Raw genomic sequence first — 14,470 nt, 5'->3', positions numbered from 1 at the left:
GGAAGCTGTTTTTTTGTTTGGAATAATGGAATTAATGTCCCATCATCATGGATACTTCAGGTTTATTCTCAGCATTGGTGCCATCCTCTTGCTTCGGTCTGCGAAGCAGGAAGGCTGTGAGGGCGCCAACGATTGAAATGGATGCCAAGATGAAGAACGTATCCCCGTAAGAGGAGTACACTACATTTGGTCCTGGGTTAGTTGCACTGTAATGCTCTACTCTGCTAGCGAGAATCGTCGACAAGCCGGCGATTGCAAAGGAAGTCATAACCTGCTGCGCAGCTGCGGTCAGCGAGGTTACCCGGCTAACGAGCTCCTTAGGAGCGGATTGCATAATATGTGTGTTAAGCGGCATCATCGACAAGCCCATACCTGCACCGAGAAGAGCAATCGGAATCATAAGAGTGAGAAGAGTCGTGTCCGCTGAAAGCTGGCTAAGGATGAAGCCTGCAATCGTTACAATGGATAAACCGGCAATGACGATTGGACGAGCTCCGAAGCGGTCAAACAGCTTGCCGCCGATCGGCATGAAAATACCTGCTGCTAAAGCTTGTGGAAGCAAAATAAGTCCAGTATCAAATGCGGAGTAACCTTTGGCGATTTGCAAGAAAATCGGAATTAAGAATAATGTTCCGAATAATGCGATTTGAACAATCCACTGCAAAATAATGCCGCGTGTGAAATTGCTTGATTTAAAGACGCGAAGCTCAAGCAAAGGTTCCTTGCGCTTCAGTTCTATGATGATGAAGAGGATAAGCGAAATACCGCCTACTATCATACCGATCAAAGCTTCAGGCGAGGTCCAGCCGCTGCCTGCGCCGCCTTCACCGCCGCCAGCAGAGCTTACGCCATAAGCAAGACTGGCAAAAGCAAGTGGGGCAAAAATCATACCTAAAAAGTCTAGGGAAGGAACATGTTTGCGATCAATTTTTGGCAAGGTGCGAAGCCCTACGATAACGGCAATGACACCTATCGGAAGATTGATTATAAATATCCAATGCCAAGATACATAATCAACGAGCCAGCCTGCTACTACAGGGCCAAGAGCGGGAGCTAACAGCATTGGAATACCGATCATACCCATAACTGCTCCTTGTTTGCCAGGAGGGCTGAGTCTAAAGGTAAAGGCCATTGCGATTGGAGCAACCATACCGCCGCCAAGACCTTGAATGATACGGAATACGATAAGCTGTTCAGCGGTTGTTGCTAATGCACAAAGGCCGGAACCAATCGTAAACATAATGATTGAGAACAAAAAGACTTGTTTGGCGCCAAAACGATCTGACATCCATCCCGCAAGCGGAATAACAGCAGCCTGTGCTAGTGCATAACCCGTAATGGTCCACTGCACAAGTGACATCGAGCTTTTGAAGTCGGCCATTAAACCTGGCATAGCGACATTCATTGCGGTGCCGTCCAAAATAACCATGAACATACCGACGATAATGGCAATCAGCGGTGCAATAATATTGCGCATGGACATCGGTTCACCAGCAGGTGCTGCTTTTTTTGAAGCTGAAGCCATTTTATTTCCTCCTATCCAAATATGAGGGTCTATCCAACTATTGTTGACCTCTGTGTACCAGCAGGCTACAATAAAAGGTGACCGCTTCTATGAGCGGACAATTGTCCGCATTACTGAATAATAAAGACGAATGGGGCAATTGTCAATCGTAAGATTTGTAAACGCGGAAAAAGGAGATAGGAACGATGACTGCACCAGAAAACAGCAGAACGAAACAAGCGCTCAGCAAAGCGATTTTGCGTACGGCTAATCACTTGTTTACGGAGCATGGGGTAGAATCGGTCAGTATGCATCAAATCGCCAAATCAGTCGGTATTGGACAAGGCACCTTGTACCGGAGGTATTCAAACAAAGGTGATTTGTGTATGGATATGATGAAAGAGAATTTTGAAATTTTCATCAATGAGATCGACGCGTATTTGACAGAAGGGGCTATGCTGTCCGTACATGAGCGATTGAGCGGAGTTATGCGCAAAATTATAGCGTTTATCGATAAGGAATCGAAATGGCTTGGCGTGATGCAATCTTTTAATAAAATTGAACTTGAACATCCTAAAGGTGATTTTTTTCAATCGCCGCCTTATCTTTATTTGCATACTGTCCTGCGCAGCTTGTTTGAGGAAGCAATGGAGAAAGAGCAAATTAAGCCTATTGATCCTTGTTATGCTGCTCATTCCTTTATATCCATTCAATCCCCGCATACGTTTAGGCAATTGCGGTACGTGATGGGTTACACTTGTGAAGAAATACAGGACCGGTTTTGCAAGACATTTATTGATCCTTTATTTCGTTAATTGATTAGTCATGTAATAGAGAGGATAGCGTATATGCTGTCCTCTCTTTTATTTGTCTTGAAATTATAGCTGATGCGCAGTCAGCACTGGAGAAATAATGTATAGTGTATCTTCGTTGTTGGTCGGCCTGACTAATATCGGTTTATTTTTTCCTGTAAATCGCAACAACACTTGTGTGCTGTCAATCGCTTGCAAAATATCTCTCATATATTTTCCATTGAAAAARACAACAAGCGGCTCACCAAAAATATGGTTAATGGCGAACTTTTCCGAGACATCACCTATCTCAGCTGCTGCTGCAAATAATTCGACTTCACAAGATGAAATACGCATCCCGATGGCATGTGTATCACTAACGAGCAAGCTGACGCGTTGGACGGCCCGAAGAAAAGGAGCGGTGTTCATCGTTATTTCTGTTGAAAAGGTTTGTGGCACCAATCTTTCAACTACAGGAAATGTTCCTTGAATAAGCAGCGATTGCATACTGAAATTTAATGTGTTGAAGGAAATGACCTGGTCTGAAATCGTAATTTGTGTTTTGCTAGATCCATCTGACAACATTTTGGAATAATCGGACAAATGTTTTGCTGGAATAACAAACGGAACTGAATCTGAGCTGTTCTCACTTAGATTTGAGGTGCTTGTAGCAAGCCGAACGCCATCGGTAGCAGAAAGCCTCAGCTTTCCATTAATGGTTTGACAAGAAATGCCTGTCAATATCGGTTTCGCTTCAGATGTGGAAGCTGCAAACGAAACTTGCTTCACAATCTTTTTAAACGCTATATTATCGATTTGAAATTTAGCTTTATTCTCCAAGCTGCGCATATCTGGAAATTGTGAAACATCCATTGTAGCCAGACTGTATATAGAATGATCTGATTCAATATGTATAAAATTATGTTTTAACTCTGCGAGCTTTACTTTGCTTTCAGTTGAAAAACTGCGGACAATATCGAGCAAAAGACGAGCGGGGATAACTGTACTTCCTTCTTTATCAATTTTAAGCTGGTCACAATGACAAGGGATAATATATTGAAGAGCCATAGATGCATTGCAGGCTGTGAGAGAAAGACCATGGACTCCGGCTTGAATTTTAATGCCTGAAAGAATAGGGGAAACTGCTCTTAATGCCAAACCAGCAGCAATATGCTGAAGTCCAATATGCAACGATTGCTGTCTCACTTCAACAAGCATGATTGTCACCCGTCTTTACAATAATTTGTCGTGTGTATTTAATGATGACTCTATTATTCCGCGAATTACTTCAGATCGGGAGAGACCAGATGTTTTGCACTGATTTTCGAGCTCGCTCCAGACCTCATTGGTGAGCGTTAAAGAAATTTTTTTAGTCTCCCCAAATCCCTTTCTTCCGGCTCCAGCACGAGGTCCTCCACGGGAAAACATGATGGAAACCTGTCCTTCTTCATCGGGCACAGCAATTTTGATTTTTTTTCCTGGCATAAAACTACTCCTTTTTCGTTTGAATAAAGTAACTCTAATCAATGATCTATATATTAACTTTAGCATGTAAATTATGACATTGCAATGTGGGTTATAAAACATTAATCAATGACCAATTGAATAACTGCCATTTGACTATACATAGCAATAAAAATGATAGTAAAAGAAAGAAACCATTTCTATAAGCTTTTTTTTGATTTGCTTGCGATGGATTAGGCGGGGGCGTTATGATATAATTTCTAATTGATATGTTCAAATGAATAAATATAATTGATTATGGAAATTGCAGATAAAGGAAGTGAATCCCCATGACGAAGGAGACCAAAAGCACACCAGACTTAAAATCTGGCACGGGTGTTAAGGACTACTCCAAGTATTTCGATTTTTCGGATGCAAAGATTTTACGAGAAGAAGATGGCATGACTACCGTTCGAATTAAAGGTCGGAATATACAAATCAACTCTGCTCCCAATCACAAGGATGAGAAGAAGCGGGGCAAAGAGGATATCGAGGTGCATTATGACTTTGCGATTCCTGCTGAGCTTCGATCGATGGGTATAGGCAAGTTTTATTTAATTCAAACGTATGGCTGCCAAATGAACGAGCATGACACCGAAGTCATGAAGGGCATGTTCGAAGATATGGGATATACAGCTACAGAGGATCGAAATCTTGCGGATGTGATCTTACTTAATACATGTGCCATTCGTGAGAATGCTGAAGATAAAGTGTTTGGCGAGCTTGGCMATTTGAAAGCGCTGAAGACGGAGAAGCCGGATTTGCTGTTAGGTGTTTGCGGCTGTATGTCACAGGAAGAATCGGTTGTAGGACGTATTTTGCAAAAGCATTCTTTTGTAGATATGATCTTTGGTACGCATAACATTCATAGACTTCCGTACTTGCTGCAAAATGCTTATTTCAGTAAAGAGCTGGTCGTTGAGGTATGGTCCAAGGAAGGCGATATTATCGAAAATATGCCTAAGAAACGCGAAGGAATGCGTGCTTGGGTTAATATTATGTACGGATGCGATAAGTTTTGTACGTATTGCATCGTGCCCTATACACGCGGGAAAGAGCGCAGCAGACGTCCAGAAGATGTTATCGCTGAAGTGCGCGACTTAGCTAGACGTGGATTTAAAGAAATTACATTGCTTGGGCAAAATGTTAATGCTTACGGCAAGGACTTTGAGGACATCAACTATCGCTTTGGCGATCTGATGCATGATATGTCCAAAATTGACATTCCGCGTATTCGCTTTATGACGAGCCATCCGCGTGATTTTGACGATCATTTGATTGAGGTGCTTGGAACCGGCGGCAATTTGGTTGAGCATATTCATTTGCCTGTACAGTCCGGCAGCACCGAAATATTGAAACGAATGAGCCGCAAGTATTCTCGCGAGATGTATCTAGAGCTGGTTGCTAAAATTAAAAAGGCAATACCGGGTGCGATGCTCACTTCAGATATAATCGTCGGTTTCCCTGGTGAAACAGACGAGCAGTTTGAGGATACGATGACGCTGGTGAAAGAAGTTGGCTTTGATTCGGCTTATACTTTCCTTTACTCTCCGCGTGAGGGTACACCTGCCGCTAGTATGGAAGATAACGTTCCGCTAGAGGTGAAAAAAGCTCGTTTACAGCGTCTCAATGCGCAGCTTGCTGCAAATGCGAGAGAAAAAAATGAGCAGCTTCGCGGCGAAATTGTCGAGGTTCTCATTGAAGGCGAAAGCAAAAACAACGCTAATGTCCTTTCCGGACGGACGCGTACGAATAAATTAGTGCATTTGGAAGGTCCAAAGGAATGGGTTGGCCAGTTTATTATGGCTAAGGTTACCGAGGCGCAAACTTGGTATATCAAAGCCGAAAGTATAGAACAGGATGCACAAGAAGCCGTTAGCTAACGGTAAAACAGGAGAGATGACAAATGGCAGAGCAGCATACAGCAGAAAATCAAGCAGAGCAATGTGACCATGATCATGAGCATGGCGAAGGCTGTGGAATTCCGAGTTTCCATACTCGCGATCTCATCGTTCGAGAGGATATTTCGAAAAAAGCTAAAGAATTAGCAAATCTCATCTTTACTTCAGAGGAAGTACAGCACTACCGCCGTGCAGAGCTGCAAATTAACGGCAATGAGCGCGTGCAGCAGTTGATTACAAAAATTAAGAAAAAACAAAAGGAAGTTGTTGCTTTCGAGACCACTTTCAAAAATGCAGACATGGTTAAAAAGATCGAAGGCGAAATGGAAGAGCTGCAGGACGAGCTTGATGGCATTCCTATCGTATCCGAGTTCCAACAAAGTCAAAGCGACATCAATTATTTGCTTCAGCTCGTTATTTCGATCATCCGTGATACAGTGTCAGAGAAAATCAACGTTGAGGATGCGTCAGAGCCAGCTCCTGAAGAGTGCAGCGACTAAAATAAGCTAGACCAGAGTTATAAGCCGTATGTTTTGCAGCTCCTTTTTTGGGATGCAGACATGCGGCTTTCATTTTTACATATGAAATGTAACTTTTTTTCAAATTAATATAACTGGCGGAAGGGATTAAGTCATATGAAATATAGACAAATAAACCAAAACACTGAAGAAGATTTTCAAGATTTAGAATTCGATATCATTGAAAGTCATGTGATAAATCATCAAAATTATTTTCTTGTTCATGGTCAATATGGAAATGAAATTGTTGGCTTTGAAGTGCTAATAAACAAGGATATGATTCCTGGATGGAATCAGGGAGAAATCAATCAAGAGGCATTTTATTTTGAGGGAATAACTCTTAAATCAATTGGTAAAGAATCAGATGCGTTCATTAAGGCTTTGTTGGAGCTTTATGGCTATGAGGGAGAGCTRAAGTGTGATGATGAAATCTCATTTACATGTTTTGCACTAGAGGGTGACCCTAGAAATATTGCAAATGAAGATATTAAGTTTAAGGTCTTTTTCGATGATAATAATGAGCTTGATTTGTATTGCGAAATATATATGAATATATCGGTACAGAATAAGGTTTTTGAATTGAAAGAAAAGGATACTGAATATCGCGGGAACATTTTAAGAACTTTAGGAAAATAACTCACGAGGCATTTCGAAGTAGATGTCTAAAACAAAAACCGCTATATTCCGATTCAAGATTTCTAATCGGATAAAGCGGTTTTTTGCTTTCATAGAACAGCGGTTTTAAACATTAAAAGTTGTTTTCTCTTCGCTATTTCTTACGGTTGACGAGCGAATGTGGACAATGTAAGGTGTTAAAGAGGTTGCTAAAATAGCACCTGCCAATGATTTTAGTGCATCACCGATAATGAACGGATAGAATCCGACCGTCATCGCTTTCTGGAACGAAAGGTCCAGAGAATTCATAAGCCATGGAATGCCTGGAATGTATGAGGTGATGGAGCTGAATAGCTCGAAAATGATGAAAAAAACAATAAAAGCTAAGGCTTTATTTCCCTTTGACATTTTACTGCGTAGAAATCCGCCAATCGCTAGGCTAACCAATAGCGAACAGAAGGGGAAGGCGAATATAAAGCCGCCAGTAGGTCCTGTTAGATGAGGGATACCGCCTTGCCCACTAAATAGGGGCAGGCCGATAGCAGCAAGCAAAATGACGATAAATATGCTGAGGAAAGCGTTGCGCGGCGTCAGAAAGAGACCGGCTAATCCAACAGCCAAGGTTTGAAGCGTAATCGGGACAAATGAGCCGCCGAACTTAATTGTCAAAGAGCTCATGACGATAAACAAAGCTGCGAACAAAGAAATAAAGACGAGTGAACGAATGTTGCTGGTTTGCATAATGATGTTAGTCTCCTTTATGTACTTGCGATTTTATTGTTAACCTTTTATATTTAAAACAGGTTAACAAATCGAATTGTAGCATAGCCTATCGTTTTCGGGAAGAGGTTGGGTGAAATTTTTTGAATCAGAGCAATCAGGTACAATTGAAGCAGGTTACCGTTACGCCTCCGGCAATAGGTGAAGGACAAAAACGGAAACCAATAATAAAAGATATTTCGCTTGTTATAAAAGAGGGAGAATGGATTACTCTGCTTGGCTGCAATGGAAGCGGGAAAAGCACAGTTGCGAAAGTAGCTGCTGGTTTTCGGGTAGCAGGCGTCAGCGGTCAAGTCTTAAGGAACATTCATACTGCTGCAAAGGGGAAGCCGATTCCAATTGTTATGCAGCAGCCTGAGGCAGCGATGATCGGAGCAACGCCGCTCGAGGATATTATTGTCATGCTGGAGCAGAATGAGCAGGAAGCGGCTAGTATTCGATCTGAAGCCGAGCACGCGCTGCAAAGAGTAGGCATGGGTGAGAGAATGCATCAACCGATTGAAACCTTATCCGGAGGGCAGAAGCAGCTGGTTGCGATTGCGGGATGTTTGGCATTAAAAGCGCCCATGCTTGTGCTTGATGAAGTAACAGCGATGCTGGACCCAGAAGCAGCAATCTCTGTGCTGGAGCAAACAAGAAGTTTGCAGCAAGCCGGAATTACGGTCATTTGGATTACGCAGAAGCTGGAGGAGCTGCAGGCGGGAGATCGAATCGTTGCGATGAATGACGGTACGATTATGTACGATGGCGGGGTAGAAGCCTGGTTTGCTAGATCGGCTGCGGGAGCTAGGGATAGTTTTTGTGAGCAGCTTGGTTTGGAGCCTCCTTATTGTGCTCAGGTGGCATGGGAGTTAGAGGAGCATGGTGTGAAGCTTTCGCCTTTTCCGTTCACAGCAACTATGCTGGCAGAGGCGGTGAAGCAATATGGGCGCTGACTGGCAGTTAAACGGCATTAGCGTGCACGCGGAGAATGACAAAGAAAAACAGCTTCTAAAAGAAGTACATACGTCCTTTAAAGCAGGTGAAATCACACTTTTAATCGGGCGAAATGGTGCTGGGAAGTCAACGCTGCTTGAGACATTGGCGGGCATACGATCGATTCAAAGCGGAAATATTGAGCTTGGCACCGATCAGCTATGGATGGAGAATGGCCGCCGCAGCCGTCTAAATCCAGAAGTGGTGCTTAAGCTTGGCATATCGATGCAAAATGCGGAGTCACAGTGGTTTGCGTCATCTGTACGAGAAGAAATGGTTTATTCTCTTAAGCCCTATAAGCTCGATTCATCCATAATCGAGGAGAGAATCGCGGAAGCTCTTGCGAGAGTAGGGCTTCCAGTGGAGCTGTTGGAGCGTGATCCATGGACGCTCAGCGGCGGTCAGCAGCGACGGCTGTCACTCGCCTGCTTATTGGCGTGTGAGCCGGATTGGCTGCTGCTGGATGAGCCGACGGCGGGGTTAGACGCCGGCGGTATTCGCCGCTTGTGCGCGGTGCTGGAAGCGCACAGGGCGGCGGGGCGCGGAGCGGTCGTGGCAACGCACGACCTCGACGCGCTGCTGCCGCTGGCGGACGCGGTCGCCGTTGTTGACGGCGGCACGGTCCGCGCAGCGGCTAAGGCGGCGGCGATCGCGCATGCCGCCTCTGCGCCGCAGGCGCTTCGCGCGCTGGACGCGCTGCGCGAGGAAGCGGCTATGCCGCTGGAGCAGTTCATCCAGCGCGCAGACGCGGATGGGGCGCCTTGGCCGGCGCCGCAAGAGCTTGCTGCGGCGATTTCCATTGCACTCGCGAGTCGAGACGGCCAGAAATCAGAAGCAGCAGCCGTTGTTGTAGCAAATGGTATAGTATGCAGCTTAGATACGGGGCACATCAAGCCAAACACGTTTTCAAAAGAAGAACCAAAAGAAGAACCAAAAGAAGAACCCAAAGGTAAGCTCACTGAAAAATCGATAACAAGGGTTTCTCAATTAGGAGCCGCCAAACCATCGGTTTTGCTTCGTTCAGATTATTTTGATCCTCGTGCGCTTGTTCTCGTTTATTTATTTCTATCTGCGAGCATTTTTGCGCAAAAAACAGCATTGGAGCTAACGGTCGCAGCTGTTTCAACGATATTGCTTTTAATTCCGTTTCGTACACTCATTTGGCCTTGGAGACGAGTCATTCGTGCGTATGCCATTATGATTATTATTTTTTGCGTAATAGCAGGAATTGGCATTCGTCCGCTTTCCTTTGATTTGGACAAGGTTTGGCCAATAGTTAGCCGATTAGGCAAGCTTTTGTTGATTATGCTTTTAGGCCTGCCTATGCTAAAGCTGATGACGCCTTTACGGCTTCAGCGCTCGCTTGAGCAAACCTTTGGTATCCTAGAGAGGCTGAAGGTGCCCATTCATTCCTTTGCAATCATCGTCACACTTATTTTTCGGTTTATTCCTTTACTAACAGGAGAGTGGGAGCGATTTGCGAAGCTGGCTCATGCGAGAGGAAAGGCGGTTACGCCTCTTAAGACGGTACCGATGAAAAGGCTTCTACCGATTCTTATTCCCTACGTACGTTCAATATTGCGTCTTGCGGAGCAAATGGCGGATGCGCTTGAAGCACGCGGCTTTGGTTATGCGAAGCGAAAGCCGACTTATAGCTTTCGGCTTCGCTTTAGGCGAGCAGATGCTCGTCTAATGAGTATTGCAGCAGCAGCAGGCTTATTGCTATTTCTTATTGCTGTATTGTTTTAAAAGAGGGAGAACCTGCGAAATCCAACGTCCATCTTCATCGGCAAGCAGCGTATGCCATCCGTGCAGCGCTGCTTGCTTTGTGTTTTTAGGATGATCATCAACAAATAAAACAAAGCTGTCAGGCGGCAGCTGTTCATTTACTTTGTCAAAAATAGCTGGATGAGGTTTTTGGAGTGCTGTTTCACTTGAGATCGTAATACTTTTCAAATAAGGCTTGATAGGTGTGATGATGGGTTCAACCCATGCAGGTAAATGATTGCTTAACACATGAATATCAGCAACAGCATTCCAATTGCCGATTTCTGCAAGGGCAGGGAGCGGCAGTAGGCATCTATCGATAAAACTTCTGGTTTGCGCACTAGTTAAGTTTGGCGTATATTCAGCAATCCAGCGCCAAAATTGTTTCTCTGTTATTTGGCCTGTCCATAGCCGCTCGCTAATTTGCTGCTTATATTCGGAGTAAAGTTGTTCTTCAGAAACGATCGCTTCCGCAGCCAGCAGCTGCCAGAAGAGCGGCGACAGGTTTGTCGCCAGCACGCCTCCAATATCGAGCACGAGCTGCGGCTTAATCATCCGCTTACCTCCTCTGCATGATTCGTGAGTGCGGCAAACTTAGCTTTGCGATCTGACATCGCCCACTTGATTACAAGTGCAAATGCGACAGCTCCAAGCAGCGAGCCAAATAGGAAACCTCCGTTCAAGCCCCAGCTTTCATTGAGCCAGCCAGCAAGGAATGGTCCAGAGAACATTCCAATGGCATATAGCGCTTGATATAAGCCCATTGCTGTTGCACGGCCAGGAAGCTCGACATCTCGAATCGCCAGTCCCAGCAGAAGCGGCATATGTAAGCCTTGCGCAAAACCATTAATCGCTTGCGTTGCGACAAGTACACCAAAAGAATCCGCAAACACCATTGCTCCTGTGCAAATGGTACTCAATATAAAGCCAGCGCCAATCGTACCCCAATAGCCGAATTTAGGCGTAAACCACCTCGCTGTAACGAGTGAGGCAAAAGCATGGGGGAGCATAAAAGAAAATACGAGCAAAGTGAGCTTCAGACCGTCTGCACCCATTTCTTGAGCTTTGAGAGGTGTAAATCCGAACATCGTTATAAAAAGAATGCCATGAGCAAGGATGGACAACAAAGAAACCTGCAGCAATGTTTTAGTTTTTACCACATTTTTGATCATGGCAAACGACATTCCTGGCTGTTCTTTCAGCTCCGAGCGAGGCTCTTTCAGCATGAAAGCGAGCACTAGACCAAGGACAGCAATGACAGCGCCTACAATAAATGGAGCACTTGAGCTAAAACCATCCGTTAACCATCCGCTAAAGAGCATGCCGATCATTTGTCCGGATACCGTCATCACGCTAATATTGCCCATTGCACGACCTGTCTGCCCGGCTCCAAAATAGCTGGCATAAAGCACGGTGAACGCGACCCAAGTAGATGCGCAAACGCCTGCCATCAATCTGCCAGCAAGCGGCCATACCCATGAATCAGGGATGAGGAACAGCAAGCAGCTTATCGCAGCGGTTAACATTCCTAATAGGATGAAAGGCTTGCGCTTTCCAAAACGATCTGACAAAATGCCGAGCGGAAATCTTACGAACATTTGAACAAAACCATAGCTTCCAAGCACGATGCCGATAAAAGGCAAGGACAATCCCCGATCACTAAGGTAAGGTGAAAGCGTAGGGACATATACATACATGGAAGTCCAATATAAAATGGTTATAGTAGTAAAAAGCAATCTTTGTGCTCCAGAGATTTGATTCATCGTTGTGGAAGCCCCCTTCGCTTTCACTTTATCGCAAGTCTGGTTCGGTTGTCACTTCCTATTTTGGGCGCTATAATGAAAACTTTGTACAGCAAAGAACGTATTAGGTAGACAATTATTATTATTTTTACAAGAAAAAAACACTAACTGATGAGGAGAATGTTCATGCAAACAGAAAAACGCAAAACAAAAAGCTGGATGAAAGAAGTAAGAGAATGGGTCGTCTCGCTTGGTATTGCCGTCGTTGTAGCGCTGCTGTTCCAAAACTATGTCTATGCTCAATCGGAAGTACATAATGTATCTATGCAAAATACGCTGGTCGCTGGACAACGATTAATCGAAGACAAATGGTCTTACCGGCTTCATGAACCTCGTCACGGCGACATCGTTATTATTAGCGGACCAGAGAGCGATTTGCGTTTAATTAAACGTGTCGTAGGCTTGCCTGGAGACGTGGTTGATATCCAAAACGGGGAAGTATATTTGAATGGAGAAAAAATCGAAGAGCAATATGTTAAGGGCCAGACCGTAGCTGGCAGTGTTTCAGTGCCTTTTACAGTTAAAGAAGGACAACTGTTTGTTATGGGTGACAATCGTGAGCATAGTATGGATAGCCGTGAACTTGGTCCAATTGCTAGATCCAGCATCGAAGGCAAAGCCGTATTCCGGATATGGCCGCTGCCTAAGTTCGGTACACTAAGCGAATAATTATTTTATCGCATTAAATAAAAACGTCGTTAATTAAATAAACAAAATCATCAAACGTAATACTTTTGTAAGAAATGGTTACAAATTCGTTTAGAAATAGCCGTTATGATTAACCATAGAAACAACGACAGAAACACACTTAACAAAAAAGCAGCAGCGAGGCGTGAACAGGATTGTCCATTCGAGTAAAGCTGTATATGTCATACTTGGCGATGATTTTTGTACCGATCATATTAATGAGTGCTTTTATGATATTTATCTTTTATGCTCGCGGAGTTGAGGATGTTCGTCATTATTATGAAAATGAGAACAGAGAGCCTTATCTTCAAGCCTTGGTGTATGGCGAATTATCCTATGTGCTTCGCAATGATTCCGGTGAGCTCGAGAAGAAGGAATACGTAGCCGAAATTCAAGAGCGGTTAGGCAAGCTGTGGGCAGGACTTCTTATTTCCAGGGATGGGAAGATTACTTCTGTAGCGCCTTTCTTGGAGCAGACAGCTGTTCATGCTGATTGGCAGCAATTATTGGACGAGCCGCCTTCGAAGGTTGCATTTAATTCATTTCGATTCGAAACGAGTACCGTCGATTTTATTTATCCTGATGGGGGAGAGGGTCGTGCTGTTCTGTTTCGGAGAAATGATACGGTTCCTATCTATTGGAGACCGGTCGGCACAGCTTTCAGTTTAGCTTTTATTGGATTAACGAGCTTGCTGCTTACTTACTTTGTATCAAGAAGCATCATTCGTCCCATTAAGAAACTAGAAGCCGCAGCTCTACAAATTAAGGATGGCGATTTGTCGCACAAGGTTGAGGCCACGACGAAAGGTGAAATCGGACAGCTTAGCATCGCGTTTGAGGATATGAGGGTAAGATTGAAGCAGTCGATTGATCAAAGCCTTCAGTATGAAGAAAACCGTAAAATGCTGCTGTCTCATATCTCGCATGATTTGAAAACGCCAATATCTGCGATTAAAGGATATGTCGAAGGGATCATGGACGGCATCGCGAACACGGATGAAAAGCGGAAGCGCTACATGGAGACAATCTATCGTAAAGCTACAGATATGGATCAATTAATTGATGAGCTGTTCCTATTCTCGAAGCTTGATCTTCAAACGGTTGCCTTTGATTTTAAAGTGATGGACATTAAACGCTACTTGGAATATTTTTTGGATGAGCAGCGGTTTGATCTGGAAAAATCAGGGGTAGGATTGCATTATATCGAGCATGGTTCTGATCCGCTGATGATCGCAGCCGATCCTGACAAGCTAAGCCGTGTTTTAACTAATATACTGAACAATTGTGTCAAGTATATGGGACAATCTTCTGGTCTCGAGAAACATAACATCGTTGTTCGAGTTACAGAACTGGAGGAGCACGCTMTGATTGAAATTGAGGATTCAGGTCCCGGAATTGAGGAGGATGATTTGCCTTATATCTTCGATCGTTTCTATCGCGCGGAGCAATCACGCAATTTAGAGACTGGTGGAAGTGGTCTCGGTCTTGCAATCGTCAAACAAATTATTGAAGGGCACGGCGGAACGGTCTGGGCGGAAAATGCAGAGCATGGAGGTGCGTTGTTCTGTCTGAAATTGCCTAAGTCAGTATCCGTCAAAACGGTGGGTGGTCATGAAGAGCATACTAA

The 14,470-nt window shown here is 44.3% G+C and carries 14 protein-coding genes; 8 read left to right on the top strand and 6 right to left on the bottom strand.

The window, feature by feature from the left end:
* Nucleotides 1–31: 31 nt before the first annotated feature.
* Nucleotides 32–1,525, bottom strand: a complete 1,494-nt coding sequence (locus tag AB4Z17_RS12485; protein ID WP_441960020.1) for a DHA2 family efflux MFS transporter permease subunit — start codon at nt 1,523–1,525, stop codon at nt 32–34.
* A 185-nt stretch (nt 1,526–1,710) separates the two neighbouring features.
* On the opposite strand from AB4Z17_RS12485, the gene AB4Z17_RS12480 reads away from it, so the two are divergent.
* The gene (locus AB4Z17_RS12480) at nt 1,711–2,319 is read left to right on the top strand and encodes a TetR/AcrR family transcriptional regulator (RefSeq protein ID WP_441911369.1); all 609 of its coding nucleotides are present in this window, start codon (nt 1,711–1,713) and stop codon (nt 2,317–2,319) included.
* A gap of 63 nt (nt 2,320–2,382) precedes the next feature.
* Here the strand turns inward: AB4Z17_RS12480 and dnaN are convergent, their stop codons facing one another.
* A complete protein-coding gene (gene dnaN, locus AB4Z17_RS12475) occupies nt 2,383–3,513 on the bottom strand; it encodes a DNA polymerase III subunit beta (RefSeq protein ID WP_441960019.1) in 1,131 nt (376 codons plus the stop codon).
* Between the two features lie 15 nt (nt 3,514–3,528).
* Nucleotides 3,529–3,780: a CopG family transcriptional regulator gene (locus tag AB4Z17_RS12470; protein ID WP_441913135.1), complete on the bottom strand. Its 252-nt coding sequence runs from the start codon at nt 3,778–3,780 to the stop codon at nt 3,529–3,531.
* Between the two features lie 308 nt (nt 3,781–4,088).
* On the opposite strand from AB4Z17_RS12470, the gene miaB reads away from it, so the two are divergent.
* The 3 genes from miaB to AB4Z17_RS12455 all read left to right on the top strand — a co-directional run bounded on the left by miaB (nt 4,089) and on the right by AB4Z17_RS12455 (nt 6,853).
* On the top strand, nt 4,089–5,681 hold the full coding sequence (gene miaB, locus AB4Z17_RS12465; protein ID WP_441960018.1) for a tRNA (N6-isopentenyl adenosine(37)-C2)-methylthiotransferase MiaB: 1,593 nt from the start codon (nt 4,089–4,091) through the stop codon (nt 5,679–5,681).
* 23 nt (nt 5,682–5,704) lie between these two features.
* On the top strand, nt 5,705–6,199 hold the full coding sequence (locus tag AB4Z17_RS12460; protein ID WP_441913137.1) for a RicAFT regulatory complex protein RicA family protein: 495 nt from the start codon (nt 5,705–5,707) through the stop codon (nt 6,197–6,199).
* A gap of 135 nt (nt 6,200–6,334) precedes the next feature.
* Nucleotides 6,335–6,853, top strand: coding sequence for a hypothetical protein (locus tag AB4Z17_RS12455; RefSeq protein WP_441960016.1), 519 nt, complete (start codon nt 6,335–6,337; stop codon nt 6,851–6,853).
* 105 nt (nt 6,854–6,958) lie between these two features.
* Here the strand turns inward: AB4Z17_RS12455 and AB4Z17_RS12450 are convergent, their stop codons facing one another.
* A complete protein-coding gene (locus AB4Z17_RS12450; RefSeq protein ID WP_441913141.1) occupies nt 6,959–7,573 on the bottom strand; it encodes a biotin transporter BioY in 615 nt (204 codons plus the stop codon).
* Nucleotides 7,574–7,695: 122 nt separating this feature from the next.
* Here AB4Z17_RS12450 and AB4Z17_RS12445 point away from each other — a divergent pair, with 122 nt between their 5' ends.
* Together AB4Z17_RS12445 and AB4Z17_RS12440 are read left to right on the top strand one after the other, a co-directional pair.
* Nucleotides 7,696–8,547, top strand: coding sequence for an ATP-binding cassette domain-containing protein (locus tag AB4Z17_RS12445; RefSeq protein ID WP_441960014.1), 852 nt, complete (start codon nt 7,696–7,698; stop codon nt 8,545–8,547).
* A complete protein-coding gene (locus AB4Z17_RS12440) occupies nt 8,537–10,336 on the top strand; it encodes an ATP-binding cassette domain-containing protein (RefSeq protein WP_441960012.1) in 1,800 nt (599 codons plus the stop codon). Before AB4Z17_RS12445 ends, AB4Z17_RS12440 begins: the two co-directional genes overlap by 11 nt.
* Here AB4Z17_RS12440 and AB4Z17_RS12435 read toward each other — a convergent pair.
* Nucleotides 10,310–10,909 carry an HAD family hydrolase gene (locus tag AB4Z17_RS12435; protein WP_441960010.1) on the bottom strand — a complete coding sequence of 200 codons (600 nt, stop codon included), beginning with the start codon at nt 10,907–10,909 and terminating at the stop codon, nt 10,310–10,312. The two genes, AB4Z17_RS12440 and AB4Z17_RS12435, sit on opposite strands and share 27 nt — an antisense overlap.
* Nucleotides 10,906–12,117 (bottom strand): MFS transporter, encoded by a 1,212-nt coding sequence (locus tag AB4Z17_RS12430; protein WP_441960009.1) that lies wholly within the window; start codon nt 12,115–12,117, stop codon nt 10,906–10,908. The genes AB4Z17_RS12435 and AB4Z17_RS12430 overlap by 4 nt, the downstream gene beginning before the upstream one ends.
* 165 nt (nt 12,118–12,282) lie before the next feature.
* Here AB4Z17_RS12430 and lepB point away from each other — a divergent pair, with 165 nt between their 5' ends.
* The gene (lepB, locus tag AB4Z17_RS12425; RefSeq protein ID WP_339209012.1) at nt 12,283–12,825 is read left to right on the top strand and encodes a signal peptidase I; all 543 of its coding nucleotides are present in this window, start codon (nt 12,283–12,285) and stop codon (nt 12,823–12,825) included.
* A 173-nt stretch (nt 12,826–12,998) separates the two neighbouring features.
* Nucleotides 12,999–14,470: sensor histidine kinase (locus tag AB4Z17_RS12420; protein ID WP_441960007.1), on the top strand; the 1,472-nt coding region annotated here is incomplete at its 3' end.

It is taken from the genome of Paenibacillus sp. TAF43_2 (assembly GCF_052113545.1).
Classification (GTDB): domain Bacteria; phylum Bacillota; class Bacilli; order Paenibacillales; family Paenibacillaceae; genus Pristimantibacillus.
The sequence above is the reverse complement of the archived record's forward strand: the minus strand, read 5'-3'. Positions and strand labels throughout refer to the sequence as shown.

Coding starts and splice junctions, on each gene's coding strand:
- AB4Z17_RS12470 (WP_441913135.1), bottom strand. CDS start 3,780: ATGCCAGGAAAAAAAATCAAAATTGCTGTGCCCGATGAAGAAGGACAG.
- AB4Z17_RS12440 (WP_441960012.1), top strand. CDS start 8,537: ATGGGCGCTGACTGGCAGTTAAACGGCATTAGCGTGCACGCGGAGAAT.
- AB4Z17_RS12485 (WP_441960020.1), bottom strand. CDS start 1,525: ATGGCTTCAGCTTCAAAAAAAGCAGCACCTGCTGGTGAACCGATGTCC.
- AB4Z17_RS12435 (WP_441960010.1), bottom strand. CDS start 10,909: ATGATTAAGCCGCAGCTCGTGCTCGATATTGGAGGCGTGCTGGCGACA.
- AB4Z17_RS12460 (WP_441913137.1), top strand. CDS start 5,705: ATGGCAGAGCAGCATACAGCAGAAAATCAAGCAGAGCAATGTGACCAT.
- AB4Z17_RS12450 (WP_441913141.1), bottom strand. CDS start 7,573: ATGCAAACCAGCAACATTCGTTCACTCGTCTTTATTTCTTTGTTCGCA.
- AB4Z17_RS12430 (WP_441960009.1), bottom strand. CDS start 12,117: ATGAATCAAATCTCTGGAGCACAAAGATTGCTTTTTACTACTATAACC.
- lepB (WP_339209012.1), top strand. CDS start 12,283: ATGCAAACAGAAAAACGCAAAACAAAAAGCTGGATGAAAGAAGTAAGA.
- AB4Z17_RS12480 (WP_441911369.1), top strand. CDS start 1,711: ATGACTGCACCAGAAAACAGCAGAACGAAACAAGCGCTCAGCAAAGCG.